Source organism: Kitasatospora sp. NPDC096128 (assembly GCF_040303105.1).
Classification (GTDB): domain Bacteria; phylum Actinomycetota; class Actinomycetes; order Streptomycetales; family Streptomycetaceae; genus Kitasatospora.
Genome location: NZ_JBEOSP010000030.1, coordinates 81,838 through 105,768, shown reverse-complemented (window position 1 = coordinate 105,768; position 23,931 = coordinate 81,838). Strand labels below are relative to the sequence as shown.

Here is a 23,931-nt window from a genome sequence, read left to right as displayed (position 1 = left end):
TCGACTGTAGACTGCCCTCGATAAGAAACGCAACGTATCTATGAGAGTCGGGTGCGGGAACCGGTGGCGAGCGGCAGAACGGGCGCCCCGCGGCGGCGCGGGGACGAACTGGAACGGGCGATCCTCGACGCCGTCTGGGCCGAGCTCGCCGAGCACGGCTACGACCGGCTCACCATGGACGGCGTCGCCGCCCGGGCCCGCACCAGCAAACCGGTGCTCTACCGCCGCTGGCCGAACCGGGTGGAACTGGTGATCGCCGCCCTCGGCCGCAACGCCCCCGACTACCGGGAGCCCCCGGACACCGGCGACCTGCGCACCGACCTGGCGGTCTTCCTGGGCAGCCTGCTGCGCCGCTTCGACGACCTGCCGGTGGACGCCGTCCACGGCTTCCTGGTCGACCTGATGCGCGACCCCCAGCTGCGCGCGGTCTTCCGCAACGGCCTCGCCGCGGAAGGGCCGGTGGACACCCTGTCCGCGATCATGCGCCGGGCCGTCGAGCGGGGCGAGATCGATCCGGCGCGGCTCACCCCGCGGGTCGTGTCGCTGCCGCTGGACCTGCTGCGGGACGCCTTCCTGATGGGGGGCGTGGTGCCGTCCGACCGGGTGGTGGCCGAGGTGCTGGACGAGATCGTCCTCCCACTGCTCGGGGTGCCGGGCGGCCCGGCGAGCAGCGGCAGGACGGGCGGCCCGCCGCCCTCGGATACCCCTACCCCGTAATAGCCCCACCGCGTAGTCTCGGATACCCCTACCCCGTAATGCCGAACGCCCTCCGGCGGCGGTGTGCCGCCGGAGGGCGTCGGGTCGTGCGGGCCCGCCGTCAGGAACGGACCAGGCGGGCGATGGCCTGGTTGGCCTCGCGGATCTTGGCGTCCGCCTCCTGGCCGCCCTCGGCGATCGCGTCGCGGACGCAGCATTCGATGTGCTGGTCCAGGAGTTGCAGGGCGAAGGACTGGAGGGCGCGGCTGGCCGCAGAGACCTGGGTGAGGACGTCGATGCAGTAGGTGTCCTGCTCGACCATGCGCTGGAGGCCGCGGATCTGGCCCTCGATGCGGCGGAGCCGCTTGAGGAAGTCGTCCTGGTGGGGGCTGTAGCTGGCCACGGCCGTCTCCGGTTCCTGGGCGGTGAGGAGTTCCCCCACTCTACCGGGGCGTGGTGGGAGGGGAGTTCGGCCCGGACGCGGCACCGGCCCGCCCGCCCCGGTGCCCGGGCCGACGGGGCGTCAGGCTCCGAGGCGGCCGACCAGGTGGTAGCCGGCCTCGTCGACGGCGGCGGCGATGTCGGAGTCGGCCAATGGCGCGGCGCTGTCCACGGTGACCCGGCCGGTGGCGAGGTCGACCGCGACCTCGGTGACGCCGGCGACCTTCTTCAGCTCGGCGGTCACCGAGCTGACGCAGTGGCCGCAGGTCATGCCCTCCACCTGGTAGACGGCGCGCTCGGCGGCCGCGGTTGCGGGGGCCCCGGCGGCGCCGGTGCCGCACGAGCCGCAGCAGGAGTCCTCGGTGGTGGTGGCGGCGGACGGCTCGACGGTGATAGTGCTCTCGCTCATGCTGTGCTCCTGTCGTCAAGTGCAGTTGTTCGTCAATGAATTCGAGGCCTGCCGGAGTGGCCCGGGCGGCTGCTTCGATGATGAACATACTATACCCCCCTAGGGTACCTGGAGTGGTGTGCGGGCGGCTCGTCGTCCGACGGACCCGTCCCGTCTACAGTGACCGGTAGGGGAGTGCGACAGCTTTACGGGGGGATGTCCGGCATGTCATGGATCTTCGGAGGCGAGCAGCCCGGGAGGCGTACGCCGCATCCGATCGACCTCGACGAGGTCAAACCCTGGACGCGAACACCCGGTTCCGTATCGGGCCCGGAACCCGCCGACGACCGCGAGACGGCCAAGGGGCGGTCCTGGGTCGACAAGTGCCTCCGCTGGTGCGCGGCCGAGTTCGGGGAACAGGCCGTGCGGCGCGAATTCGCCCTGCCGACAGCGGAGTTCCTCCCGGCCGACCTGGCCGCCCTGACCGGGCGCTACCAGCGGGCCCGCATCCTGGAGCTGGTCGACCGCGTCGGCGCCGTGATGGGCGCGGACACCTGGCACGTCGACCTCCGGCTGTCCGCCGCCGGCGCCCTCGACCAGGACGGCGGCAAGCGCCGGACGGTCGGCAGCTACCACCGCGCCGACGGGCGGGACGTCATCGAACTCGACCTCGAGTACGCCGACCGTCCTGCCGACCTCGCCGCGCTCATCGCCCACGAACTCGGCCACCTGCGCCTGGTCTCCGAAGGACGCCTCCGGGCCTCCTGGCCCGTCGCCGACGAGGAGAAGCTGACCGACCTGGTCACGGTCTACCTCGGCATGGGCGTCCTCACCGCCAACGCCGCGTACAGCTACGCCACCGCCCGGCGCGGCTTCTCCGTCCTCCCCATGGGCGACCTCGCCGGCCGGATGCTCAACGGCGCGGCCTCCGACGACCCCGTCCACCGCCTCGGCTACCTCACTCCCGACCAGTTCGCCCACGCCCTCGCCCGCTGCGCCCGCCTCCGTGGCGAGCCCGACCCGGCCTGGGCCCGCCACCTCGAACCGGGCATCCGCGCCGCCGTCCGGCGCACCCTGACCGAAGGGGAGCGGCAGCCGGGCGTCAGTGGACGGTGACCTGGATGCTCTTGGTGACGTCGCACCTCAACTCCGCACGGTCCGGTGCGTCGGGCCGGCAGGCCCACGCACTGCCGAACGCCCAGGTCAGCGTGGTGGTCCCGGGCCCCAGGGCGGTGAAGGTCTGGTCGAACTCCGGGGCGCAGCCGGGCGCGGGCGGATTCGTCGAGCAGGGGGTGATGACGAAGTCCGGGCCGCTCTGCAGCACGGCGCCGTCGCCGGTCGAGTCGAGGTACCAGAGCTTCGGCATGGCGCCCCCCGTGGTTCTGACACCGAGCCGCTGCCCGACCGCGAGGGTCACCGTGCTGGGCGGGTACGGCTCTGTGGCGTCCCAGGCGGTCGAAACGGGCGGAAGGGCTACCTCCGTCTCCGGCCGGGTGGCGGTGGCGGTGGCGGCAGTGGTGGTGGCCGAGGTGGCAGAGGTGGCCGAGTCGGAGTCGGACCACCAGCCGTCCAGGTAGGAGACGACCAGCAGCGCGGCAGCCAGGAGTGCCACCGCGTTGGTGATGACGATTCGGCGCATCAGTCGCCCTCCTGCCGGGCCTCGCGACGCATGCTGATGAGCAGCGCGACCTCGGCCAGCCAGCGGGCGAACAGGACCTCACGCCGGAGGTCCGCCCCGCCGGCCGCAGCTGCGCGCAGCCAGCCGCGGACCAGCTCGCCCGCCTCGCGGCCGATCACCGGCTCGGGCAGGTCGAGCGCGGCGGCGAAGCCGCCGGCGCGGACGTACTGGGCCAGGAAGCCCAGCGGGTACGGCCCGATGTGCAGGGCTTCGGCCTGGTAGGAGGCGGCGATCGCGGCCTCGCCGAAGAGTACCCGGCGCGGGGTGCCGTCGATCAGCAGTCCGCGGGTGAGGGCGGCCTCGACGTCGTAGCCGGTCATCAGTTCGGCGTCCGGGAGGACGTTGGTCATTTCGGCAGCTCCGCGCCGTAGGGCATGTTGATGGCGGCGTCGTCCGTCAGGCGGCCGGCGTTGACCTGACTGTGGATGAACTGGTCCTCCGTTACCCACTCGGACCGGCCCCAGGGGTTGTAGACCTGCAGTCGGTTGCCGTCCCGGGCGATGATCACCATCTGGTGGGCCTTGGGCTTGTCCTTGTCGGTGGGGTCGAGGGCGCAGAACGGCACGGGTTTGCCCTCGTCCACGGCCTTCTCGATCCGGGCGACGGCTGCCCGTCGGTCGTCCTCGGTGCCGAGGTCGACGTATTCGTAGGTCTCGCCGGTCGCCCTTCCGAGGTTCTGGTTGGCGAGGAAGGTGTTCCCCTTCGGCCCGACCCCGCCGTTGGACTGCGGGTAGATCTTCTGGTCGCCGTTGGCCGCCTGGCCCTGCTGGTACTGCGAGATGTAGAGCTGTTGGAGCCGGCGCTCGAAGTTGGCCGACGAGTCCGCTCCCGGCGCCTCGGGCGTGTTGCCGGTGGTCACCTGGAGCATCGTGACCGGGTCCAGTTTGAGTGCGGCGACCACGGTGGAGGCGGCGACGCAGTCGCCGACGCCGCCCTGGCTGTAGGAGCCCATGCCGTCACCGCCGAGCCCCCGGCCTGGCGCGGGGACTTCCTTGCCCAGGTAGTGGAGGCCGGTGACCTCGCTGGTGGATTCCCGGCCGGCATCGTCCGAACGGAGGGCCGGGACCAGGTGCTGGGCCAGCCAGTTCGGGTCGTCGCCATGCGGGTGGATCAGGGCTCCGAACTGCTCGACCTCGCTCAGCGTGTGACCTGCGGCGAGGGCCTTCCAGAGGTAGGCGGCCTCCTCGGGCGACCTGGCGCCGGACAGCATGCCCCGGAACCGGGCCTGGTCGTCGGCGCCGAGTCCGGCCAGGAACAGGTTCGCGCGGTCGAGCTGGTTGGGCGTCAGGATGTAGTCGCCGTCGTTGGAGCCGCCCGGTCCCTTCTCGTTGGCCAGGATCATCGCGGCGAGCGGGTCGATCCCGTTCCCCTGCCCCGCACGCTCGGTACGGGCCCGGGCGGCGAGTTGGTTGAGCATGCTCGCGGTGCGGGTGCCGCTGGTCTGCGCCAGTTCGGCACCCTTGATCCGCCACTCGACCCCGGCCCGGGCATCCTCGAGGCCGGGAGCGGCGACTGGACTGAAGGTGGCGAGTTTCAGCGCCTCCTTCAGCAGGTCCACGCCGGATCTGTCGTAGCTCTGGGCCAGCCCCAGGTCGCATGCCCAGAAGACCAGCCAGGAGGAGCCCACCTCCAAGGTCTTCTTCGAGTTGTCGAGTTCGTTCGCCAGCGCCCGGACGGCCTGGGTGGCGTGTTCGGCGACGGCGCCGGTCCAGGCGGCCGGCAACTTGGTGGTCGCGACCGTGCCGATGTCGGTGGACGCCTTCGCGTAGGCCTTCGCGGCCTTCGCGTAGTCCCGGGCCCGGTCGCTCACGGTGTCCGGGTTGCCGGCCGGTCCGGGGACGGCCAGTGCCTTCTGAATCGCCTTCACCAACTCGGCGCTGCCGCCGAGGGGCTGGATCGCATTGATGGCCTGCTGGGCCTGTTTGAGGTCGGTGACCTTGCTCATCAGGCGCGCGCAGGGGTCATGGAGGAGGCGGCCTTGGCCTCGGCGGCGCGGTAGTTGCCGCTGGTCCTGGACACCTTCTGCGCCAGCTCGGTCACGGCGCGCTGGGTGATGTGCAGTTCCTTCGACCAGTTGCCGTCGAAGGACGACCACGCCTGGTCCATCCCGAACTCGCCGAAGGCGCTGGCGTCGTAGGTCACCTGGCCGAGGTAGGCCAGGTCGGCCGACGAGAGGTCAGCCGCGACGTTGGCGAGTGCGGTGGCCACGCCGTCCAGCGCGTCGGGCTGGACCGTGTACTCCGTCAGTTTGTCGGTCACCAGCAGGTCTCCCCCATGAAGCCCCCTTGCTCGCCGTGATCGAGCGAGCACGATCGACGAGCATAGACGTTGCCGGGGGAGGCGTGGTTGCGGTTCGGCCCATCCGGCCCATCCGGCCCACCCGGCCGGTCGATCCGGCCGGTCGGCCGGCGGGGTCAGCGCGGCGTGGTTCCTTCATACCCCGTATGGGTATACGTTCGCCCCGGTCGGGACTGAGGAAGGCGGACCACCATGCACGCGATCCTGCACGCGCTGTCCATTGCGGGATCGATGACCTGGCAGATCACCTGGGCGCTGATCCTCGGATTCCTGCTCTCCGCCGTCGTCCAGGCAGTGGTGCACAAGGCAACGGTGGTGCGGCTGCTCGGCGACGACCGCCCGCGCACCCTCGCCGTCGCCTCCGCGCTGGGCGCGGCGTCCTCGTCCTGTTCCTATGCGGCAGTCGCGCTGGCCCGCTCGCTGTTCCGCAAGGGGGCGGACTTCACGGCGGCGATGGCCTTCGAGATCGCCTCGACCAACCTGGTGGTCGAACTCGGCGTGATCCTCGCCCTGTTGCTGGGCTGGCAGTTCACGGCGGCGGAGTTCATCGGCGGACCGGTGATGATCCTGCTGCTCGCGCTGCTCTTCCGATTGCTGCTGCGCGACCGGCTGCTCCAGGAGGCCCGAGAGCAAGCCGAGTTCGGGCGGGCCGGGTCGATGGAGGGGCATGCGGCGATGGACATGTCGGTGGCCGGCGAGGGCTCCTTCACCCGCCGGCTGCTCTCCGCGCGGGGCCTCACCTCGGTGGCCCACGTGTTCGTGATGGAGTGGACCGCCATCCTCAAGGACCTGGTGATCGGGCTGCTGATCGCCGGCGCCATCGCCGCCTGGGTCCCCGACTCCTTCTGGCAGGCCTTCTTCTTCGCCGACCACCCCCTGGCCGGGAAGCTGTGGGGCCCGCTGGTCGGGCCGTTGGTCGCGATGGCGTCCTTCGTCTGCTCGATCGGCAACGTGCCGCTGGCGGTGGTGCTCTGGAAGGGCGGCATCAGTTTCGGCGGAGTGGTCGCGTTCATCTTCGCGGACCTGCTGATCCTGCCGATCCTCAACATCTACCGGAAGTACTACGGGGCGCGGATGGCCCTGTTCCTGCTCGGCACGTTCTACGCGGCGATGGTGGCGGCCGGGTACGTGGTGGAGTTCCTCTTCGGCGGGTTGGGGCTGGTGCCGAACCAGCGCGACGCCGAGATCCCGATGGCGGGCGTGGCGTGGAACTACACCACCTGGCTCAACATCGCCTTCCTGCTCCTGGCCGCGGGGCTGCTCCTCCGCTTCCTCCGCACCGGCGGCGCCGCGATGCTCCGCATGATGGGCGGCCCCCCGGAGGCGGACGTTCACGCGGGCCACCAGCACCACGACCACCACGACCACCACGACCACGACGACCGCCACGGCCACGAGGGCCACGACGGCCACCATTGAGGAGTCCGCACGATTCCCCCTGCTGCGATCAACCCCCGGTGTGGCATGGCCATCGTGCAGTACTGGCGTATCATCCCGGCGAAGCACCGGGAGCGGAGGGAGCAGCCATGTCAGCCGGCGCGTGGCCGGAGCTCCTGGTCGGCCCCGAGCGGCTGACCGCGGTCTACTCCGATCGTTCCGACCTGCCGCCCCTGGAGCACCTGGTGCTCAGATCGGTGCAGTTGAGCCCGTACGGGGCCGGGGTGAGGCTGCGGGTCGAGTTCCCGCGCTTCCCGGACCTGGCGCCGGCGGGCTGGGTGGAGGCCGGGTGCGACCGCTTCGAGGCGCAGATCGAGTTCATGGGTGTGGGGGAGGACCTCCGGATGCGGGGCGTTCCCGACGGGACCGTGGTCGATGTGCGGCTCGCCCCGTTCGTCGAGGGCCGGGAGTGGCGGATCGCGGTCGCGGTGAGCGGCTCGGGGTTCTCGCTGGAGTTCACCGCGCACGCGGCGCTCAAGGCCGGGCACCTCAACGCCTACCGGTCGTCCGGTGCGGCGGATCCCTACACGGCCCGGAGGTGGTTCGAGAGCCGGCTCGACCAGCGCCTGAACCCGGACCAGGTGCTGCCGCCCACGACCGCGAAGGCCTTCTATGAGTGGTGATCAGGACTGGTCCGCCGAGCTGACCAGCCCCGAAACGGTCCGGGCGGTACTCGGCAGCCCGCCGCCACCGCTGAGTGCGTACGAGCTGACCTCCGTTCTGGTCGACGAGCGCGAGGCCTCGGTCACTCTGAGGTTCTTCGCCTTCGGCGTCCCGGCCGGGGCCGTGGACCTGTGGGAGGAGCGGCGCCACAATGCGGTGGGGTTCGTGCTGGTGTGCCTCGGGGTGACGGACTTCGAAGTGGACGCCTGGTCCGGCTGGCCCACGACCACGGCCACCCTCGCGGGGAAGCGGGTCGTGCTCGGCGGCCGGGGCAAGCACCTGTCCTTCCGGGCCGCCGAGATCCGCGCCGAGCCCCCGACCGGCTTGCTGGCCAGCCGGGCAGAGTGAGCTCAGGGTCGGGCAGCTGACCGTTCTCGGCAGCAACGCCCCTGCACGAGAAGTCGGCCGGGCCGACTTCTCGCGCGGGGGTGTTCAGGTGGTGGGGAGTTCGCCGGTCTTGAGGGCGGTGATGAAGCCCCTCCACGCGTCGGCGGGGAAGGCGAGCGCCGGGCCGCTGGGGTCTTTGGAGTCGCGGACGGCCATTCCACCAGCAAGGATGGACCCGGTCTCCACGCAATTGACCAGCTGATCGATGCGCTCCGGGCGGACGGCGGCGGGGTTCGCCTCCAGTACTGCCCGGGTGTAGCCCTCGGTCTGCAAGAGGCCTGGGATGACCAGGGGTTGCCACGTTTGGATGTACTTGGCTGCGCCTTCCAGGTCGAGGAAGTCTGCGAACGCGGGTGGAACCGTGTCGCCGTAGTCGTGCCACCACACCGAGCCGGTCTCTATCCGGCTGATCTTCGCGCGGGAGCACCTGAGGGCCCCGGCAGCGTCCTCCGTGGACTTGTTCGCGAGTCCCCGGAGCCGTCGAATCTTTGGGCGTTCGGGCCCACAAGCACTCCTGACCTGCACCAATATCAGCGCAACCAGCCCGCCGGACACCCGACGCGGACCACCGCTGCCCGCCGTTCTCCGCCCGTTCCGGCACGGATCTGGCACGCGCCGGATCCGTCCGGCCGGAGGCCGACAATCGGGCTCCCCGCCTGACTTCGATGCTGCCCGCCATCATCACCCGACGGGCACTTGCGTCCCGCGGCGGTGGTACGCCCGCCCGACTGCCTGTGTCTCCCATGAGCTGACCAACCACGATCCAGAGCCGTGGTCACTCCGGATTCGTCGCCCGAAAGCCCCGCGCCTCAACATCGCAGTCCAGCCCACCAGCCTTGAGAAAGCCTTCATCCAACCGGGACCGCCAGTACCGGCGCCAGCGGTTGCGATGTTCGACCTGCCAATCACCGCTCCGCTCACCGGAAGCGCTCGGCCACGGCGTCTTCGCGGAGCTCCGCGGTCCGGGGACGGCACCGCCCCGCCGATGCCCCAGTGGGGGCGGCGGGGCGGCGGAAGGGCCGGATTGGTCGGTCGGGGGCTTCCCCGGACTCTTGGTCGAACGCGATGGTGATGAACTCCGTCCGGCGGAGTGCGGCCACGCCGGCCGTCGTGCGCGGGACTCGCCGTCTACGGCTTCGACGCGGCGACATTCACCGATGCGGTTGCGCATGGGGCCGGATCGGCTCGCCGCGGCCTTACATCGGCTTGTCCCGTGTGCGGTGGCGTGTTGCTTGGTGTCAGCTGCGGGTGGTCTCGGGGTCGGTGGCGGCGGAGAGGGTGAAGGAGAGCAGTGCGGTGGCGGTGAAGTCGTCCGCGGATTCGACGGTCTGCCAGGCACCTACATGGTCCATGAAGCCGCTGCCGCGGCCGTCGAACTCGGCGAAGGGGTTGCCGTCGTCGGTCGGGCACTTGCGCATGCCGGGAAAGGAGTTGAGGTCCTTGAGCTTCTCAGCCGCGTTGGGGCCGTTGACGACACCGCCCCGGAGGATGTCGCCTTCGCCGGTCAGGTCGCCGGCGAGGTTGGCGGGCTGGTGTTCGGGGCAGTGCGGGAAGGTGCTGCCGGCTCCGATGACGAAGGAGGAACCCCAGGCGTTGGCGCCCAGCGTCCAGTTGCGCTGCCGGGTGGCGAACGCGTCGTAGTGGGAGTCGCCGGTCACGCGCTTGTACAGCTGGGCGGTGGCGGCCAGGCCGAAGGTGTGGGGCACGGAGTCGAAGTCGGTGTAGACGGCGCCGGCCCGGAAGGGGTCCTTGGCGGCGCGGGAGCTGCCGTCGTCGAGCTGGCGCTTGAGGTCGGCGACGAGGTCGCCGCGGGTGGCCTCGGTGCTCTGGACGCCGGAGTCGAGGAGCTTGGCGAGGTCGGCGTGCGCGAGTGCGCTGACGTCGCCGAGTCCGAGGGTGCCGAGGGTGTCGGAGGCGATGTACTGCTTGGCCCAGTGGCCGGCCTGCTTGGTCCAGCCGGCCGCCCGGCTGTCGTCGAGGGCCTGCGCGGCCAGCGCCATCTCGGTGGCGCCGAATTCCATGTCGTCCTGCCAGGAGGCCTCGGGGTAGAAGCTGTGCGGGAAGGCGGTGACGAGCTGGTCGCCGGGGGTGGTGTCGGCGAGCGCGTAGACGTGCGCGGCCTTCTCCAGCTCCTCATGTGCCCGCTCGGGGTTGTCGGCGGCGTCCAGTTGTGCGGCCAGGGCGAAGGTCGCGGCCACGCGCCCGGCGAGGTTGGGGCTGATGGGCTTGCCGGGGGGTGCCGCGCGGAAGACCGGGCGGTGCTTGATCATGTAGTTCGGGTCGCCGGGCTTGACCTGCAGGGCGTCGTCGGCCTCGGGCAGGCGCCAGTCGTCGTGGTCGGAGCGGATCTTGCCGGAGCCGTCGTCGGTGTCGCCCTTGCCGAGGCCGACCTGGACGTAGAGGGTGCGGGACTTGTCGTCCCACATCTTGTCGAGCCAGTCGAGCCCGTGGCGGGCCTCGGCGGCCAGCTCCTTACCGCCGGTGGCTGTGGTCCGCTGCGCGAGCAGGAGACTGGCGGTGGAGTAGGAGGCGGTGTGTGTGAACTTGAGGAAGTCGCCGGCGTCGTTCCAGCCGCCGGAGACGTCGACCGGGCCGCCGACCGGCTTGAGGGGCGCGGTCAGGACCTTCTCGTCGTCGCCGTAGGCGGGGGTGTCGTAGACGGTGGCCTGGCGGTCCGCGAGGTGGGCGGGCCGGCGACGCAGCTTGGTGGGGACGACGTCGGCTCCGTCGCGCTGGGCCTGGAAGAAGCCGACGTTGTCCTGGATGAGCTTGCCGAACAGTTCACCGGCGGGAGCGATGTGGAACTGCGGCGAGACCGCGTTGACGCGCCCGGACACCTCCACCCGGTAGTCGCCGGGCTCGGTCAGGCCGGACAGGTCCAGGACGTGAACGGCCCGGTAGGTGTCGTTCCACCGGCCGGTGGAGGCTCCGACCCTGCCGCTCAGCACCTCCTTTCCCGATGAGTCACGCACCCGGAAGGACGCTGAGGTCAGGGGGACCGAGGTCATGAGGTAGGCCTGCTTGGTCTCGCCGGGCGTGTAACCGACCTGGTCGACGCGGACCTCTGCGCGGGGTGCTCCCGCCAGGGCGTCCGATCCTCGTGCGGACTGGACGCAGAAGACCGCGACGACCGTAGCGGCCAGACCTGCGGCGGTGATGCCGATGACGCGGGGACGAATCTTTGCCATGCCCGCACACTGTCAGCCGGCCCATGAGGCCAACATGAGGAAGCCGCGGCAGACCCGCCCGCAGCACCCCGCTTCCCCAGCCCTCCGACGGCACAGGCACCCGGTCCTCACACCGGGATTGCGCCCGGCAGCGGCGTGACGACACCGGGCCGTCGGGCACTGCTCGGACATAACACGGCAACCACCGCTACAGCGGCGTTCGTGCCCTTTTCGACCCAGTAGGCTCGCCCGTCATGCGCGTACTTGTCCTGGAGGACGACCCCGAACTCGGCCCCGTGATCATCAGAGGCCTGCGCGAAGCCGGCTTCGCCGTCGACTTCGCCGGCGATCTCGCCGACGCCGACTTCAAGCTCGCGGTCAACACCTACGACTGCCTCATCGCCGACCGCACCCTGCCCGACGGCGACGCGCTCACCCTCCTCGCCGCCCAGCGCAGGCGGGGCTCCACCCTGCCGGTCCTCCTGCTCACCGCCCTCGACGCGGTCACCGACCGCGTGGCCGGCTTCGAACACGGCGCCGACGACTACCTCGTCAAACCCTTCGCCTTCGCCGAACTCAGCGCCCGAGTACGCACCCTGTGCCGCCGCGGCCAGCCCGCACGACTGCCCCAGCTGCGCGTCGGCGACCTGGAACTCGACCTGCCGCGCCGCCGGGTCCGGCGAGCGGGCGTGCTCCTGACCCTCACCGCGAAGGAGTTCTCGGTCCTGGAGGTCCTGATGCTGCGGGCCGGCGAGGTCGTCACCCGCACCGACCTCATCGAACGCTGCTGGGACGAGCAGGCCGAACCACTCTCCAACGTCGTCGACGTCCTCATAGGCCAACTGCGCCGCAAACTGGGCCCGCCCGAACTCATCGAGACGGTGCGCGGTGTCGGCTACCGCATCGACGAGCAGGCCCCGGGCCTGTGACGCCGCGCACTCCCGCCGTCGCGCGCCTGCACCGCGCCCGCTGGGCGATGACCCTGCTGTTCGCCGCGACCACCGCCGCCTGCCTGCTGGTGCTCGCCGTCATCGCGGTGCGCACCGACGGCCGGTCTCGGACGGACGAGCTCGACAACGGCATCAGCCACCGGGCGGACGGGCTCGCCCGCACGCTGTACTACGACGGCGGCGTCCTGCACCTCGACGCGCTGCCGGAGGACGACCTGGCCCGCAGCGCCGAAAATCTCGGCGTCCTCCAGGCACCCGACCACACCCGGCCGCAGATCCGCTACGCACGCGACTCCCCCACCGCCCTGCCCGGCCAGGCGGCGCTGGACGAGATCTGGCAGCAGGTCCAGCACGACCAGGAGACCATCCTGGTCAGCGCAGACGTCGACGGCCGGGAATACCAGTGGGCCGCGGCCCCGATCTGGGACAACGACAGGATCGACGCCGCCGTCCTGGTCGGCGCCGACCCCGCCCCGAGCCTGGCCGCCCACACCCGACTGCTGCACTGGCTGGCTACGGGCTGCACGGCCCTGGTGCTGGCCGCCGCCGCCGTCGGCCACCTCCTGTCCGGGCGGGCCATGCGACCCGCCCTGCGGGGACTCGAACAGCAGGAACAGTTCCTCGCCGAGGCGGCCCACGAACTGCGCACCCCGCTGGCCACCCTGCGGCTGGTGGTCGAGAACGGCAGCACCACACCGGCCCGGGCACCGGAGGCCCTGGCCGAGGCCGTCCGGCTGGTCGACCGCCTGGGCCGCCTGGTCACCGGCCTGCTGGCCCGCGCCCGCGTCGAAGCCGGCACCCAGGACATCGAGCTGACCCCGCTACGGCTCGACCAGCTCGTCGAACAGACCGTCGAGGAACTCCCCGACCACAGCGGCATCACGCTCACCACCGAAGCCGCCATCGTCAACGGCGACCCCGAACTGCTCGCCCAGGCCGTCCGCAACCTCGTCGAGAACGCGCTGCGCCACGGCGGCGGCACCCCGGTCGACGTGAGCGTCACCCCCGGCCGCATCGCCGTACGGGACCACGGCCCCGGCATCCCCGCCGAGGACCGCACCCGGGTCTTCGAACGCCGCGTCACCGGGCCTGCGAGCACCGGCACCGGCACCGGCCTCGCCATCGTCCGCTGGGTGGCCGAACTCCACGGCGGCACCGCCCGGCTCTCCCCGGCCCCCGGCGGCGGGGCACTGGCCGAATTGCTGCTGCCCCAGTACGCCAACACCCGAGCCGGCGCCACCCGCACCGTACCTGTCCCGTCGCGTTGAGTCTGTCCGTGGATCTTGTGGTGGGCGGCAGGACTGCCAGGTGGAGTGAGAGAGCTCAACGCGGGATTCTCAGTGGGCCTGGCTTCCGCGGAATCCGGGGTGGCCGGCTCGTCGCCGCCCGGAAGTCGGGCGCGCGGTGCCGTGGGTCAGGCTTTGAGCAGGCCGGTCGAGACCGCCCAGAGGCGCTCGGCGAGAACGGGATCGAGTGCCCACTCCTTGACGCCGTGCGGATGTTGCGCGAGGTCGGCGTCGTTCGGCACGGTGTAGGCCTCCTGGCAGTCGTCGAGGTAGTGGCCTCCGGAGTGGGCGAACTGCGGGGCGACGGCCGCGACCATGGTGGTGGCGGCTCCCTGCTGGAGCGTCTTGTACGTGAAGACCCCGGCGGCCTCGGCCGCGGCGAGTGACTGCTTCTGCCGCGCGGTGAAGTTGCGCTGCAGACCCGTTGCGACACCACCGGGGTTCACCGCGTTGGCGACGATGCCGTCGGACTCCCACAGGCGGGTCGCCTCGACGGCGAACAGGGAGTTCGCCGTCTTCGACTGGGCGTAGGCGATCTGCGGGTCGTAGTCGCGCCGCTCGAAGTGGAGGTCGTCGAAGTCGATACCGGAACGCATGTGCGCCGTCGAACTGACCGAGACGATCCGTGCCCCGCCGCGGTCCGACGCTCCGAGGGCCAGGGCGCCGTGCAGGCCGATGGCGAGTGCGAGGTGACCCAGGTGGTTTGTCGCGAACTGCAACTCCCAGCCCTCGCGGGTTCGTTCGAGGCCGCCGGTGACCACGCCCGCGTTGTTGACCAGCAGGTGGAGCGGGCCGCTCCACGCGTCGACGAAGGACGTGACGCCGGCCCTGTCGGCGAGGTCCAGCCGGAGAACCCCTGGGCGGATCCCCCCGGTCGAGCGCTCGATCGTCGCGGCGACGGCGTCACCCGCTGCCGTGTTCCGCACGGCGAGCGTCACCAGTGCCCCGGCTGCGGCCAACGCGCGAGCCGTCTCGATCCCGATTCCGGAGGAGGCTCCCGTCACGATCGCCCGGACACCGGTGAGGTCGACGCCCCGCACCACCTCGGCGGCCGTGGTGGAGGCGGTGAACGACGTGGCGAGAGGTTCGCGAGCGGTCATGGCGCCGAGGCTATACACACTTGACTGAACTTGTATAGCGAGACTCCCGCCCCCTACGATCGCCCCATGAGCAGCCCCGAGGCCGGCCCTCTGGCGTCGCCGACCACCGATACCGACCGTCGGACCACGGTTTTGGACTCCGCCCTGGCCACGTTCGCTCGATTCGGCTACCGGAAGACCTCGATGGAGGAAGTGGCGCGGGCGGCACACATCTCCCGCCCAGGGCTCTACTTCCTCTTCTCCTCGAAGGAGGCCCTGTTCCGCGCCGCGGTCACCCAGGCCCTGGAACGCGACATCGCGGCGGTCGAACACGTTCTCGCCGATGTCGACCGCCCTCTTCCGCAGCGTCTCCTCGAAGCCTTCGACCGATGGGCGGGCCGCTACGTCGGCCCGCTGGCCCGCGATGTCGCCGTGCTCGTCGAGGACAACCCCGACCTCCTCGGAGAGATCGCACAGGCCGCCCCACGGCGTTTCGAGGAGCTGATCACGGAGGCGATCGCCGTCGACTCAGGCCGGCAGAGGGCCACCCCCGTCGCACAGACGATGATCAGCACATCGATCGGCCTCAAGCACCAGGCCGCGTCGCGGGAGTTCTACCTCGAACGCCTGAAGGTCGCCATCGCACTCCTGGTGCACTGAAGACAAGCGGCACGCCGCACACCCGGAGTCGGCACCTCCGGCCCTCGCGCTCATGCCGCCGGGTCCGCCAGTGGCTCATCGCCTGTGTGGGCTTCTGGGCCGGGTGCTCCGTCGGTACGGAGCAAGACATGCCAATACCCGGTACCACCGTGCAAAAATGCCGAGCGGCCCCTCCCCACTGCGATTGGGGAGGGGCCGTCGCTACCTGCGAGCTAGAAGCGGCCGCGGATCTGCATGCCGGCGTCACTGTCAGGATTGTTCAGCGCGTCGTAGACCTTGTGGCCGGAGTCGCGGGCGCCACCGGCCCAGCTGACCTTGCCCGTGTGCGTCGGCTTGGCCGCGATGCCGCTCCAGTACTTCGCCTCGCGCTCCCACTGGACGTTCTCCAGGAGGGCTTCCAGGGTGACGCCCTCGGGCATCGGGTCGGTGGACCAGGGCATGGTGCGGTTCATGGTCGCACCGAGGCCGGCCACGACGGCAGGAGCGGTGATGGCGGTCTTGGCGTGGAACAGCTCGGCGTTCTGCTGCAGGAAGTCGCCGACCGTCTCCATGATCTCGCGCTGGACGACGGCCTGGTCGGGGCGGCTGTTGTTGCCGTCGACGGGGATGTCCTCGTACTCGATGCCGGTCGAGGCGGCGTGGATGCCGGCCTTGCCGAGCATGGCCGTGGAAATGAGCGTCCGCAGAACAGACATCGTCATCCACTCCGGGGCCTTGTCCGACACCTGCCGCTTGCCAGTGAGGATCAGGCTGGACAGCGGAGCCGTACGTTCGCCGAGCGGCACGGTCAGCGACTCCATCAGCTTTCGCGTCACCGTGGTGCCGAAGTCGCGGCCGTCCATGGACATGGCCAGGGACTTGTCGACCGGGACGCCCTTCAGGTTGCGGTCGTGGAAGATCTGCCGGGCAGCCATGACGCTGATGCCGTGGAAGATCTCGATGGAGAGCTTCAGCTCGCCGAAGTCGAAGTCCTCCAGGTCGTACGCCGCCGGGTTCTTCCTGATCCGGTGCAGCGCCGTGACCTGGGTCTCGGCGTCGAGGGCGATGAGGCCGTCACGGATCGGCAGGTGCCACTTGCCGCTCTCGTCCTGGCGCAGCGGACGCGGGGACCAGAGGGTGATCTGCGGTACCGACCACGCGCTGTCAAAGTCCCCGCGCAGACCGGCCGCGATGTAGTCCGCGTACTCGCCGACGTTCTTGGCCTTCTTGCTGCCCGCCGTGCCGATGGGGCGCTGCACCTCCGCGCGCAGGCGGGCGTAGGGGTCGATCTCATAGCCGGCCTTCACGGCGCGCTTGGCGTCCTCCTCGACCTTGGCCGGGTCATTGACGAGGTGGAGCAGGTTCTCGCCGTCGATGACGGCATTCACCATGACGCCCTCGCGGACGACCGAGAGGTCGATGGGGAAGCCGGTGGTTATCGGCTTCGTGAACGTGGTGATGGACACGGGTTTCCTCCCCGGCGCGGGCGCCGCTGTGACGCCCCTGCCATGGCGCAGGACGCTAGCTGACTGGACGTCAGCCCGTCAACTGAGGTTGAGTGACTGGCCACTTGGCTACACCGCAGATCAGGAGCTGCCTACTGCGGCGGCATTGGACATGCCTTTCAGGAAGCTGCGGACGGAAATCAAGCGCCTATCCGCTGACCGCGGCAACCGCCAAAGCATGATTTCCAGCGGCTTTCGCGACACCCCGGGTCGATGGGGCGGTATGGACCACAAGATCCGAAACGGCCGGAAGCTTCGAGGGGCATCGCTCCGACCCCGGCTCGCCTGACGTAAACCGATGTACTTCGCCCGGCTTCCCGACTCCAACCCGTGGATCGCCGATCAGAGCACTCGGCTACTGCAACCGCCGACCATCCCCGGCGCCGCCGAGCTGCCAATCGAGCCGCCGCGACCGTCGCCGGCACCCTCAGGGCCACCGACTTTCTGCCCGAGGTCACGACCCGCCCCCCCGTGGCCTTGGCACCATCGATCGCCGCTCGCACCCTCAGGAGTCAGGGCAACGAGCCGGCACTCACCACCGCACACCGCGCCAACCGGCCTTCTGGCACGGATCTGGCACGGCCGGGTCGAATTGGTCCAGACAACGCGAAAGCCGAAGGTCGCTGACTGCGGCTTTCCTTGTGGAGTGGGCGATGAGAATCGAACTCGCGCTCTAAGCTTGTACGGGATGTCGTTGTACTCGGGTTCCCCCTGGCCGAGTTCATGTCGGATGTCGTCGACGATGTCGTGGTTCATCGCGTTGAGTCGGTGCCCGCACCGATGTCATGATCACGCTGCGGACGACGGCCTCTGCCCACCGGGCGGCCCAGTCGGGCCGCAGCGTGATCGTGAGCTTTGGGGGGACTGAAGCGAATGAGGATGACGTTCGGCCTGCTGGGGCCCTTGACCGTTGCCGCGGACTCGACGCCGCAGCCGCTGCCGAGGGCCACCGTCCTGCGGGGCCTGCTCGGGGCGCTGCTGCTCGCGGAGGGGGAGCAGCTCCCTGTCGGGCGCCTGCTGGAACTGGTCTGGGCCGGGCAGGCGGACCGGATCGGTCGCGGCGCGGTGCACACCGGGATGTCCCGGCTGCGCACCTGGCTCGGGCGGTACGGAGACGAGACCGTGGCGTTGGAGTCCGACGCCCAGGGCTACCGGCTGGCGACCCGGCCGGACGCGGTGGACCTCGGGCGCTTCCGCGCCCTGGTCGCCGGCAACGCCCTGGTCGCCGACAATGCCCTCGCCGCCGACAACGCCCTGGTCGCGGCGCTCGCGCTGCGCCGCGGGCCGGTACTGGCCGGACTGGAGCGGGTGAACCGCGAGGACCCCCTGGTGACGGCCGTGGAAGGCCTGGTCCGTACCGCAGCGCTGTCACTGGCCCAAGGCTCGCTTGCCACCGGCGAGCCCCGCAATGCCCTCCCCACCCTGACGTCGCTCGCCGAGGAGCACCCCTTCGACGAGCCCGTGCACGGCGCCCTGCTGCAACTGCTGGCGGCTGACGGCCGGGCGGCCGAGGCGTTGCGCCGCTTCCAGGCCCTGCGCCGGCGGCTCTCCGACGAGCTCGGGATCGAGCCGGGCGAGCAGGTGCAGAGCGTCTTCCTCGCCCTGCTGGCCCACGGCAGCGAGGGCGTGCAACCGGGGCCCGGCCGATCCCACGTGCCCTCCCAACTGCCGCGAGACCTAACGGACTTCACGGGCCGGGGCCACCACGTCCGGCTCGTCCTGGACACCCTGGCCGACGGCCGGGTACCCGTGATCACGGGCATGGGCGGCATCGGCAAGACGGCACTGGCCGTCCACGCCGCCCACCGGGCCGCCGCCGACTACCCCGACGGCCGGCTGTACGCGGACCTGCGCGGGGCCGACCCGTCGCCCGCCGACCCCGCCCGCGTCCTCGCCGCCTTCCTGCGCGCCCTCGGTGCCGATGCCCGGGAGATTCCGGACTCCCTGGACGAGCGCTCCGCGCTGTACCGCACCCTCCTCACCGGACGCCGGGTCCTCGTCCTCCTCGACAACGCCGCCGACGAACAGCAGCTCAGGCCGCTGCTCCCGGGCACCCCGGCACCCCCGACCCACTCCTCGCCGGGCCGTTCCACGCCCCGCCCCACCCCGACCGGCCCCACTTCGGCCAGCCCCACCCCGACCAGCCCGACTCCGGCCGGCCCCACCGCCGTCGGCCCCACCCCGACCGGTCCGACTCCGGCCGGCCCCACCGCTGTCGGCCCCACCGCGCGCACCGCCGTCCTCGTGACCAGCCGTGCCGCACTGACCGCCCTGCCCGGCACCCGACTCGTCGACCTCGGCGAGCTCGACACCGCCCACGCGCAGACGCTCCTGCACCGCATCCTCGACGACCACCGCGTCGCCGCCGAACCGGTGGCCGCCGCCCGGATCGCCGAACTGTGCGGCGGCATACCGCTGGCGGTGCGCATCGCCGGGGCCCGCCTGGCCGCCCGGCCGCGCTGGACCCTGGCCCGGCTCGCAGGCCTGCTGCGCGACGAACGGCGGCGCCTCGACGAACTGACCGCGGGAGACCTGGCCGTGCGGGCCGGCTTCGCCGTCGGCCACGCCCGCCTCCCCGAACCGGTCCGCCGGACCTTCCGCCTGCTCGGCCTGCTGGACGCGCCCGACTTCGCGCCCTGGGCCGCCGCGGCCGTGGCCGACATCCCCGTGGCGGAGGCCGAGCAGCACCTGGAGGAGCTGATCGACGCCCAACTCCTCCAGGAAACCGGAACGGAACCGCACCTGCGCTACCGCTTCCACGACCTCGTCCGCCTGTACGCCCGTGAACACGCCGAGGCCTCCGACGACCCCGCTGAACGCTCCGCCGCCCTCGAACGGGCCTTCGGCGGCTGGCTCTGGCTGGCCGAGCGGGCCGCCGAACAGATGCCCGGGCCGTGCTTCGCACCCATCCACGGACCTGCGCCCCGCCACCCACTGCCGCCCGCCCTCACGGCCACGCTCCTGGACGACCCGATGGCCTGGTTCGACGCCGAGCAGCCCGCTCTGAACACGAGCGCCCGGCAGGCCGCCGGGCAGCAGATGGTGCCCGCCGCCTGGGACCTCGCCGCCTGCCAGGAGAAGTACTGCGACGTCCGCGGGCTCTACGACGACTGGCGCACCACCAACCTCGCCGTCCTCCAGGCCTGCCGGGCCGCCGGCGACCAGCGCGGCGCCGCCGTACTCACCCGCGGCCTCATCGAGGTCACCACCTGGACGACCCCGGCCGACGGCACCCAGACCATGGTCGCGCTGCTCGACCGCGCCCACCACCTGCTGCGCCTCTTCGAACAGGTACCGGAGCCGCGGGGGAGCGCCGACGCCCTCGTCCTGGCCGCCTGGAGCCTGGCGGCCCAGGGCCACGAGCAGGAGGCTCTGGAAACCGCCCACCGCGCCCTGGACCTCGCCACCGCCCACGACCACCCGGGCGGCCGGGCCCGCGCCCACCAGGTCATCGCCGTCGCCCACAGCGAGAGCGACCTCGACCGCACCATCGAGCACCTCACCGAGACCCTGCGACTGGCACGGCAGATCGGCAACACCCGCTTCGAAGCGACCGCGATCCAGTTCCTGGGCGCCGCCCACGGACGGGCCGGCCGACCGGAACGCGGACGGGAACTGCTCACCCACGCACTCGCCATGGCCCGCTCCCTCCAGGACTCCTACGCCGAGGCCTTCTCCCTCCTCTACCTGGCCGCGATCCACGCGGCCACCGGCGACACCCGCGCCCGCCCGACCGCCGAAGCCGCCCTGGCCATCGCCCGGCGCTTCGACATGGGCCACCACCTCGCCCAGGCGCTCGGCATCCTCGGCGAACTCGACCTCACCGCCGGCGACCACGCTTCGGCCATCGCCCACCTCGAGGAGTCGGTCCTGGTCTGGCGCGCCCGCGGCTGGCGCTCCTTCCTCGCCACCGCCCTGCGCACCCTCGGCCGCGCCTACCAGGCCGCCGGGCTCCCCGAGTCGACCGCCCGCGTCCTCGCCGAGGCCACCGAGCTGACCGCCGGCTCCGGCGACTCCCTGACGCACGAGGGCTGACGAAGACTGACGGTGACTCACGCGGTTTCGCGCGGCCTCACATGACCTCACCGATGGCTCGCCGACCGCACGGAAACCGGTAAGCCATCGGTAAGCCACCCCTCCCTAGGGTCGGTTCGGACGACGCGGGACAGCACCCGCGCAGTCCCAACCCGACCCCCGCGAGAGGAGATCCCCGCCGTGCGGATCCAGAAGAAGCACACCGCCCGCACCACCCGCACCACCCGCACTGCCCGCACCCCGCGCCTGCGCCGCGCCGCCACCGCGGCCGCCCTGGCGCTCGCCGCCACCGCGCTCGGCCTCGGCAGCGCCTCGCCCGCCTCAGCACTGAGCGGCCCGTCGCGTTGCGACCTCGACGTCCCCAACGCCACGCACTACTGCGCCACGGTCACCGCGATCAACCCGGGCTCCTTCCTCGCCATCCACAACGAGCCCAACTACACCGGCGGCTCGATGGGCGGCCGCCTCGGCAACGGCGAGGAGGTGGTGCTCTACTGCTGGACCACCGGCGCCGGCGACGCCGACGGCCACGGTGACACCTACTGGTTCTACGTCCACCCGCACTACGCCGGGGACACCACGGACGGCTACGTCAACGACTGGTACCTGACCACCGGGAGCTACTCCCAGTGGAGCGGGCTGGTCAACCACTGCTGACCCTGACCGCCTCCGACTGCTCAGGAGCAGAAGTCCACATGAAGAACACCTGCCGACTGCTGCGCCGCCTCGCGGCGCTCCTGGTGGGCCTCCTGCTGGCCGTCGCGGGGGCGCCGGCGACGGCCAGCGCCGACGTGGTCGGGGACGGCCACCCGACCGGGGCCAAGGCGTGGGACCCCGGCCTGCCCAGCAAGTGCCCGAAGTACCTGGTGATCGGTGTACGGGGCTCGACCCAGAACGCGCCGAACGAGGACGACGCCCCGCCCGGTCAGTTCAACATGGGCGGTACGGTCGACCGTTTCGTCGCCGCGGCCAAGCCGGCGCTCGACGGACAGGACGTCGTCTACTACTCGCTCCCCTACCGTGCGGTGGATCCCGGTATCGGGAGTCAGATCAGCGGAGCGTATTCGAGTTCGATGAACGGAGGCGTCACCCAGCTCAAGGAAGTGGTCCGAAACCGGGCCGTCAGGTGCCCGGACATCCGGATCGGACTCGTCGGCTACTCGCAGGGCGCCGACGTCGTCCACACGGCCATCGACCAGTTCACCACGCTGGACCGCAGCGCGATCGCCCAGGTGCTTCTGATCGCGGATCCGAACACCCCGGGCACTGCCAGCTACGGGGTGTACGTGGATCCCTTCACCGGAGACCGCTGGAACTCCACGACCCAGAGCAGCATCAAGGGGAGCCAGGGCAGCAGCTACTTCCTGCCGCCCGACATCGCGGCCCGGACCATCGACTTCTGCGCCGACCGCGACGCCGTGTGCGCCGGAGGGTTGTTCGGTTCGTTCAACGGCGACCAGAAGCAGATCCACACTGGGTACGGCAGCGCGAACGACGACCGCCGGTGTTGTGGAACGGTCGACTGGACGACCATCCTCGGCACCAGGTTCGGCAGCGGCCTGCGCGGCTACAACGGTCCCGAGCTGCCGGTGCCGCCCAAGCCGCGCCCCAACTCCGCCGTCGGCTGCGTCCCGTACGGGGACGTGACCGAGGAGGCCCGGCGCGCGATCCAGGCCGCCTGCTCCCAGGTCGCCGCCGGCACCTGGTACACCTGGGGCGGCGGCCACGGCGATACCCCGGGCGCCACGTACGGCATGGTCGATGCCACCGATCCCGTGCGCAGCCGGCACGATCCGCAGCGCAAGGGGTTTGACTGCTCCGGCTTCGTCCGCTGGGCCTGGGCGCAGAGCGCCGGCTACGACCTCATCGGGCGCAAGGACGTCGACGGCATCTTCACCACCGTCCCCGCCACGGCCCGCTTCACCGCCGACCAGGGACTGGCCCCGCTCCAGCCCGGCGACCTCCTGGAATGGGGCACCGAGCACGTCGCCATGTACCTCGGCGACGGGAAGATCGTCGAAGCCCGCGAGTCCGACACCCACCTCATGGTGTCCGACTTCTCCAGCCACGACATCCACAAGTACCGCGGCGCCATCCGGATCTCCGCCCTGGGAACCTCCGGCAACGCCACCACCTGGGGCACCCAGGTCTGGAGCCACACGGACGCCTCCACCACCAGCCCGCGCGCCGTCCAGTTCGGCGGGCCGACGAAGGTGAACATCGCCTGCCAGAAGCACGCCGAGTCGGTCACGGCGGAGGGCATCACCAACGACGCGTGGTCCTACCTGCCGGACTACAAGGCCTGGGTGACCAACATCTACGTCCAGGGCGCGGCCTGGCTCGACGGCGTCCCCGACTGCGGCGGACCGCCCACCGGCGCCTACTCGACCTGGGGCACCGGCGTGTGGACCCACACGGACGCCTCCACCACCAGCGCACGCGCCGTGCAACTCGGCGGTCCGACGCGGATCAACATCGGGTGCCAGAAGCACGCGGAGTCGGTCACGGCGGAGGGCATCACCAACGACGCATGGTCCTACCTGCCGGACTACAAGGCCTGGGTGACCAACATCTACGTCCAGGGCGCGGCCTGGCTCGACGGCGTCCCCGACTGCGGCGGCGCACCGCGCCCCTCGGCCGGCGGCTCCTCCACCTGGGGCACCGACGTCTGGACCCACAACGACCCCTCCACCACCAGCGCGCGGGCCCACAGCTTCCCCGGCCCGACCCACGTCCGCATCCTCTGCCAGGACCGCGGCGAGTCCGTCACCGCCGAAGGCGTCACCAACGACGCCTGGTCGTTCCTGCCCGACTACAACAGCTGGATCAGCAACATCTACATCCAGGGCCCGGCCTGGCTCGACGGCATTCCGTCCTGCTCCTCCCACCTCCCGGGCGAACCACCGCACACCGCCTGACCACCACACCTCAGCCGCCCGCAGGGGCACCCGGCCGGGTCCGCACAGGGGACGGACCCGGCCACAGGCGTGCCTGCCGCAGCGCTGCGGCACCAACCCCGTTGCGGTCGGCCGGCCGGCCGGCCGGACGGACGGACGGACGACCCGGCCCGGTCGGGCCCGACGACCTGGCGTTTGTGCCGGCCGGCCTCTCGATCGCTGGGAAGGCCGGCTTCGTGCGCCGCGACCGTTCGCCCAACGGGCTGGGGCCACCTCGTCGGAGATCAGTCCGACGAGGTGGCCCCAGGGATTGAGCGTCATGTATCAGGGCTTCATGATCGGGGTCAGGGAACGCCTTCGCCTGATGCTGGAAGCCCGGGGTGGG

General features: G+C 71.2%; 21 protein-coding genes and 1 pseudogene. 11 read left to right on the top strand and 11 right to left on the bottom strand.

The features are described 5' to 3' along the window. Positions 1-51: 51 nt before the first annotated feature. Positions 52-717, top strand: coding sequence for a TetR/AcrR family transcriptional regulator (locus tag ABTY61_RS28940; RefSeq protein ID WP_350508041.1), 666 nt, complete (start codon positions 52-54; stop codon positions 715-717). Between the two features lie 100 nt (positions 718-817). Here the strand turns inward: ABTY61_RS28940 and ABTY61_RS28935 are convergent, their stop codons facing one another. Together ABTY61_RS28935 and ABTY61_RS28930 are read right to left on the bottom strand one after the other, a co-directional pair. Beyond that, on the bottom strand, positions 818-1,183 hold the full coding sequence (locus ABTY61_RS28935; protein WP_502895450.1) for a metal-sensitive transcriptional regulator: 366 nt from the start codon (positions 1,181-1,183) through the stop codon (positions 818-820). 36 nt (positions 1,184-1,219) lie between these two features. Further along, positions 1,220-1,546 carry a heavy-metal-associated domain-containing protein gene (locus ABTY61_RS28930; protein WP_350508040.1) on the bottom strand — a complete coding sequence of 109 codons (327 nt, stop codon included), beginning with the start codon at positions 1,544-1,546 and terminating at the stop codon, positions 1,220-1,222. Positions 1,547-1,750: 204 nt separating this feature from the next. Here ABTY61_RS28930 and ABTY61_RS28925 point away from each other — a divergent pair, with 204 nt between their 5' ends. After that, positions 1,751-2,641, top strand: a complete 891-nt coding sequence (locus tag ABTY61_RS28925; protein WP_350508039.1) for a hypothetical protein — start codon at positions 1,751-1,753, stop codon at positions 2,639-2,641. Here ABTY61_RS28925 and ABTY61_RS28920 read toward each other — a convergent pair. From ABTY61_RS28920 to ABTY61_RS28905, 4 genes are read right to left on the bottom strand one after another with little or no spacing between them, the layout of a single operon-like run. Next, positions 2,628-3,164 (bottom strand): hypothetical protein, encoded by a 537-nt coding sequence (locus tag ABTY61_RS28920; protein ID WP_350508038.1) that lies wholly within the window; start codon positions 3,162-3,164, stop codon positions 2,628-2,630. The two genes, ABTY61_RS28925 and ABTY61_RS28920, sit on opposite strands and share 14 nt — an antisense overlap. Further along, positions 3,164-3,553 carry a hypothetical protein gene (locus ABTY61_RS28915; RefSeq protein ID WP_350508037.1) on the bottom strand — a complete coding sequence of 130 codons (390 nt, stop codon included), beginning with the start codon at positions 3,551-3,553 and terminating at the stop codon, positions 3,164-3,166. Before ABTY61_RS28915 ends, ABTY61_RS28920 begins: the two co-directional genes overlap by 1 nt. After that, positions 3,550-5,148: a hypothetical protein gene (locus tag ABTY61_RS28910; protein ID WP_350508036.1), complete on the bottom strand. Its 1,599-nt coding sequence runs from the start codon at positions 5,146-5,148 to the stop codon at positions 3,550-3,552. Before ABTY61_RS28910 ends, ABTY61_RS28915 begins: the two co-directional genes overlap by 4 nt. Further along, positions 5,148-5,462 carry a type VII secretion target gene (locus tag ABTY61_RS28905; protein ID WP_350508035.1) on the bottom strand — a complete coding sequence of 105 codons (315 nt, stop codon included), beginning with the start codon at positions 5,460-5,462 and terminating at the stop codon, positions 5,148-5,150. The genes ABTY61_RS28910 and ABTY61_RS28905 overlap by 1 nt, the downstream gene beginning before the upstream one ends. A gap of 231 nt (positions 5,463-5,693) precedes the next feature. On the opposite strand from ABTY61_RS28905, the gene ABTY61_RS28900 reads away from it, so the two are divergent. From ABTY61_RS28900 to ABTY61_RS28890, 3 genes are all read left to right on the top strand, one after another. Then, on the top strand, positions 5,694-6,920 hold the full coding sequence (locus tag ABTY61_RS28900) for a permease (protein ID WP_350508034.1): 1,227 nt from the start codon (positions 5,694-5,696) through the stop codon (positions 6,918-6,920). 107 nt (positions 6,921-7,027) lie between these two features. Next, entirely contained in the window at positions 7,028-7,561 is a 534-nt protein-coding gene (locus ABTY61_RS28895; RefSeq protein WP_350508033.1) for an Imm50 family immunity protein, read from the top strand. Beyond that, positions 7,551-7,949, top strand: a complete 399-nt coding sequence (locus tag ABTY61_RS28890; protein WP_350508032.1) for an Imm50 family immunity protein — start codon at positions 7,551-7,553, stop codon at positions 7,947-7,949. The genes ABTY61_RS28895 and ABTY61_RS28890 overlap by 11 nt, the downstream gene beginning before the upstream one ends. 84 nt (positions 7,950-8,033) lie before the next feature. Here ABTY61_RS28890 and ABTY61_RS28885 read toward each other — a convergent pair whose 3' ends face one another. From ABTY61_RS28885 to ABTY61_RS28875, 3 genes and pseudogenes are all read right to left on the bottom strand, one after another. Continuing rightward, positions 8,034-8,375: a DUF397 domain-containing protein gene (locus ABTY61_RS28885; protein ID WP_350508049.1), complete on the bottom strand. Its 342-nt coding sequence runs from the start codon at positions 8,373-8,375 to the stop codon at positions 8,034-8,036. 9 nt (positions 8,376-8,384) lie between these two features. Beyond that, positions 8,385-8,513 (bottom strand): annotated as a pseudogene (locus ABTY61_RS28880) (helix-turn-helix domain-containing protein); the annotation flags it as partial. A 713-nt stretch (positions 8,514-9,226) separates the two neighbouring features. Then, positions 9,227-11,176 carry a glycoside hydrolase family 9 protein gene (locus tag ABTY61_RS28875; protein WP_350508031.1) on the bottom strand — a complete coding sequence of 650 codons (1,950 nt, stop codon included), beginning with the start codon at positions 11,174-11,176 and terminating at the stop codon, positions 9,227-9,229. A gap of 233 nt (positions 11,177-11,409) precedes the next feature. On the opposite strand from ABTY61_RS28875, the gene ABTY61_RS28870 reads away from it, so the two are divergent. Beyond that, positions 11,410-12,084 carry a winged helix-turn-helix domain-containing protein gene (locus ABTY61_RS28870; RefSeq protein WP_350508030.1) on the top strand — a complete coding sequence of 225 codons (675 nt, stop codon included), beginning with the start codon at positions 11,410-11,412 and terminating at the stop codon, positions 12,082-12,084. After that, complete coding sequence (locus tag ABTY61_RS28865; protein ID WP_350508029.1) at positions 12,081-13,373, top strand: sensor histidine kinase; 1,293 nt, start codon at positions 12,081-12,083, stop codon at positions 13,371-13,373. Before ABTY61_RS28870 ends, ABTY61_RS28865 begins: the two co-directional genes overlap by 4 nt. Before the next feature lie 146 nt (positions 13,374-13,519). Here ABTY61_RS28865 and ABTY61_RS28860 read toward each other — a convergent pair whose 3' ends face one another. Next, positions 13,520-14,491 (bottom strand): SDR family NAD(P)-dependent oxidoreductase, encoded by a 972-nt coding sequence (locus ABTY61_RS28860; RefSeq protein ID WP_350508028.1) that lies wholly within the window; start codon positions 14,489-14,491, stop codon positions 13,520-13,522. Between the two features lie 66 nt (positions 14,492-14,557). Between ABTY61_RS28860 and ABTY61_RS28855 the strand changes: the two genes are divergently transcribed. Beyond that, a complete protein-coding gene (locus tag ABTY61_RS28855) occupies positions 14,558-15,130 on the top strand; it encodes a TetR/AcrR family transcriptional regulator (RefSeq protein ID WP_350508027.1) in 573 nt (190 codons plus the stop codon). 212 nt (positions 15,131-15,342) lie between these two features. Here ABTY61_RS28855 and ABTY61_RS28850 read toward each other — a convergent pair whose 3' ends face one another. Next, the gene (locus tag ABTY61_RS28850) at positions 15,343-16,575 is read right to left on the bottom strand and encodes a DNA sulfur modification protein DndB (RefSeq protein ID WP_350508026.1); all 1,233 of its coding nucleotides are present in this window, start codon (positions 16,573-16,575) and stop codon (positions 15,343-15,345) included. Between the two features lie 942 nt (positions 16,576-17,517). On the opposite strand from ABTY61_RS28850, the gene ABTY61_RS28845 reads away from it, so the two are divergent. The 3 genes from ABTY61_RS28845 to ABTY61_RS28835 all read left to right on the top strand — a co-directional run bounded on the left by ABTY61_RS28845 (position 17,518) and on the right by ABTY61_RS28835 (position 23,567). Next, the gene (locus ABTY61_RS28845; RefSeq protein WP_350508025.1) at positions 17,518-20,649 is read left to right on the top strand and encodes an AfsR/SARP family transcriptional regulator; all 3,132 of its coding nucleotides are present in this window, start codon (positions 17,518-17,520) and stop codon (positions 20,647-20,649) included. A 180-nt stretch (positions 20,650-20,829) separates the two neighbouring features. After that, on the top strand, positions 20,830-21,306 hold the full coding sequence (locus tag ABTY61_RS28840) for a hypothetical protein (protein WP_350508024.1): 477 nt from the start codon (positions 20,830-20,832) through the stop codon (positions 21,304-21,306). A gap of 38 nt (positions 21,307-21,344) precedes the next feature. Continuing rightward, positions 21,345-23,567 (top strand): cutinase family protein, encoded by a 2,223-nt coding sequence (locus ABTY61_RS28835; protein WP_350508023.1) that lies wholly within the window; start codon positions 21,345-21,347, stop codon positions 23,565-23,567. Positions 23,568-23,931: the final 364 nt, after the last annotated feature.

Bases quoted from the DNA above. Each gene is read 5' to 3' on its own strand.
- ABTY61_RS28920 (WP_350508038.1), bottom strand. From the start codon at position 3,164: ATGCGCCGAATCGTCATCACCAACGCGGTGGCACTCCTGGCTGCCGCG.
- ABTY61_RS28855 (WP_350508027.1), top strand. From the start codon at position 14,558: ATGAGCAGCCCCGAGGCCGGCCCTCTGGCGTCGCCGACCACCGATACC.
- ABTY61_RS28910 (WP_350508036.1), bottom strand. From the start codon at position 5,148: ATGAGCAAGGTCACCGACCTCAAACAGGCCCAGCAGGCCATCAATGCG.
- ABTY61_RS28930 (WP_350508040.1), bottom strand. From the start codon at position 1,546: ATGAGCGAGAGCACTATCACCGTCGAGCCGTCCGCCGCCACCACCACC.
- ABTY61_RS28835 (WP_350508023.1), top strand. From the start codon at position 21,345: ATGAAGAACACCTGCCGACTGCTGCGCCGCCTCGCGGCGCTCCTGGTG.
- ABTY61_RS28890 (WP_350508032.1), top strand. From the start codon at position 7,551: ATGAGTGGTGATCAGGACTGGTCCGCCGAGCTGACCAGCCCCGAAACG.
- ABTY61_RS28875 (WP_350508031.1), bottom strand. From the start codon at position 11,176: ATGGCAAAGATTCGTCCCCGCGTCATCGGCATCACCGCCGCAGGTCTG.
- ABTY61_RS28870 (WP_350508030.1), top strand. From the start codon at position 11,410: ATGCGCGTACTTGTCCTGGAGGACGACCCCGAACTCGGCCCCGTGATC.
- ABTY61_RS28915 (WP_350508037.1), bottom strand. From the start codon at position 3,553: ATGACCAACGTCCTCCCGGACGCCGAACTGATGACCGGCTACGACGTC.
- ABTY61_RS28895 (WP_350508033.1), top strand. From the start codon at position 7,028: ATGTCAGCCGGCGCGTGGCCGGAGCTCCTGGTCGGCCCCGAGCGGCTG.
- ABTY61_RS28900 (WP_350508034.1), top strand. From the start codon at position 5,694: ATGCACGCGATCCTGCACGCGCTGTCCATTGCGGGATCGATGACCTGG.
- ABTY61_RS28925 (WP_350508039.1), top strand. From the start codon at position 1,751: ATGTCATGGATCTTCGGAGGCGAGCAGCCCGGGAGGCGTACGCCGCAT.
- ABTY61_RS28860 (WP_350508028.1), bottom strand. From the start codon at position 14,491: ATGACCGCTCGCGAACCTCTCGCCACGTCGTTCACCGCCTCCACCACG.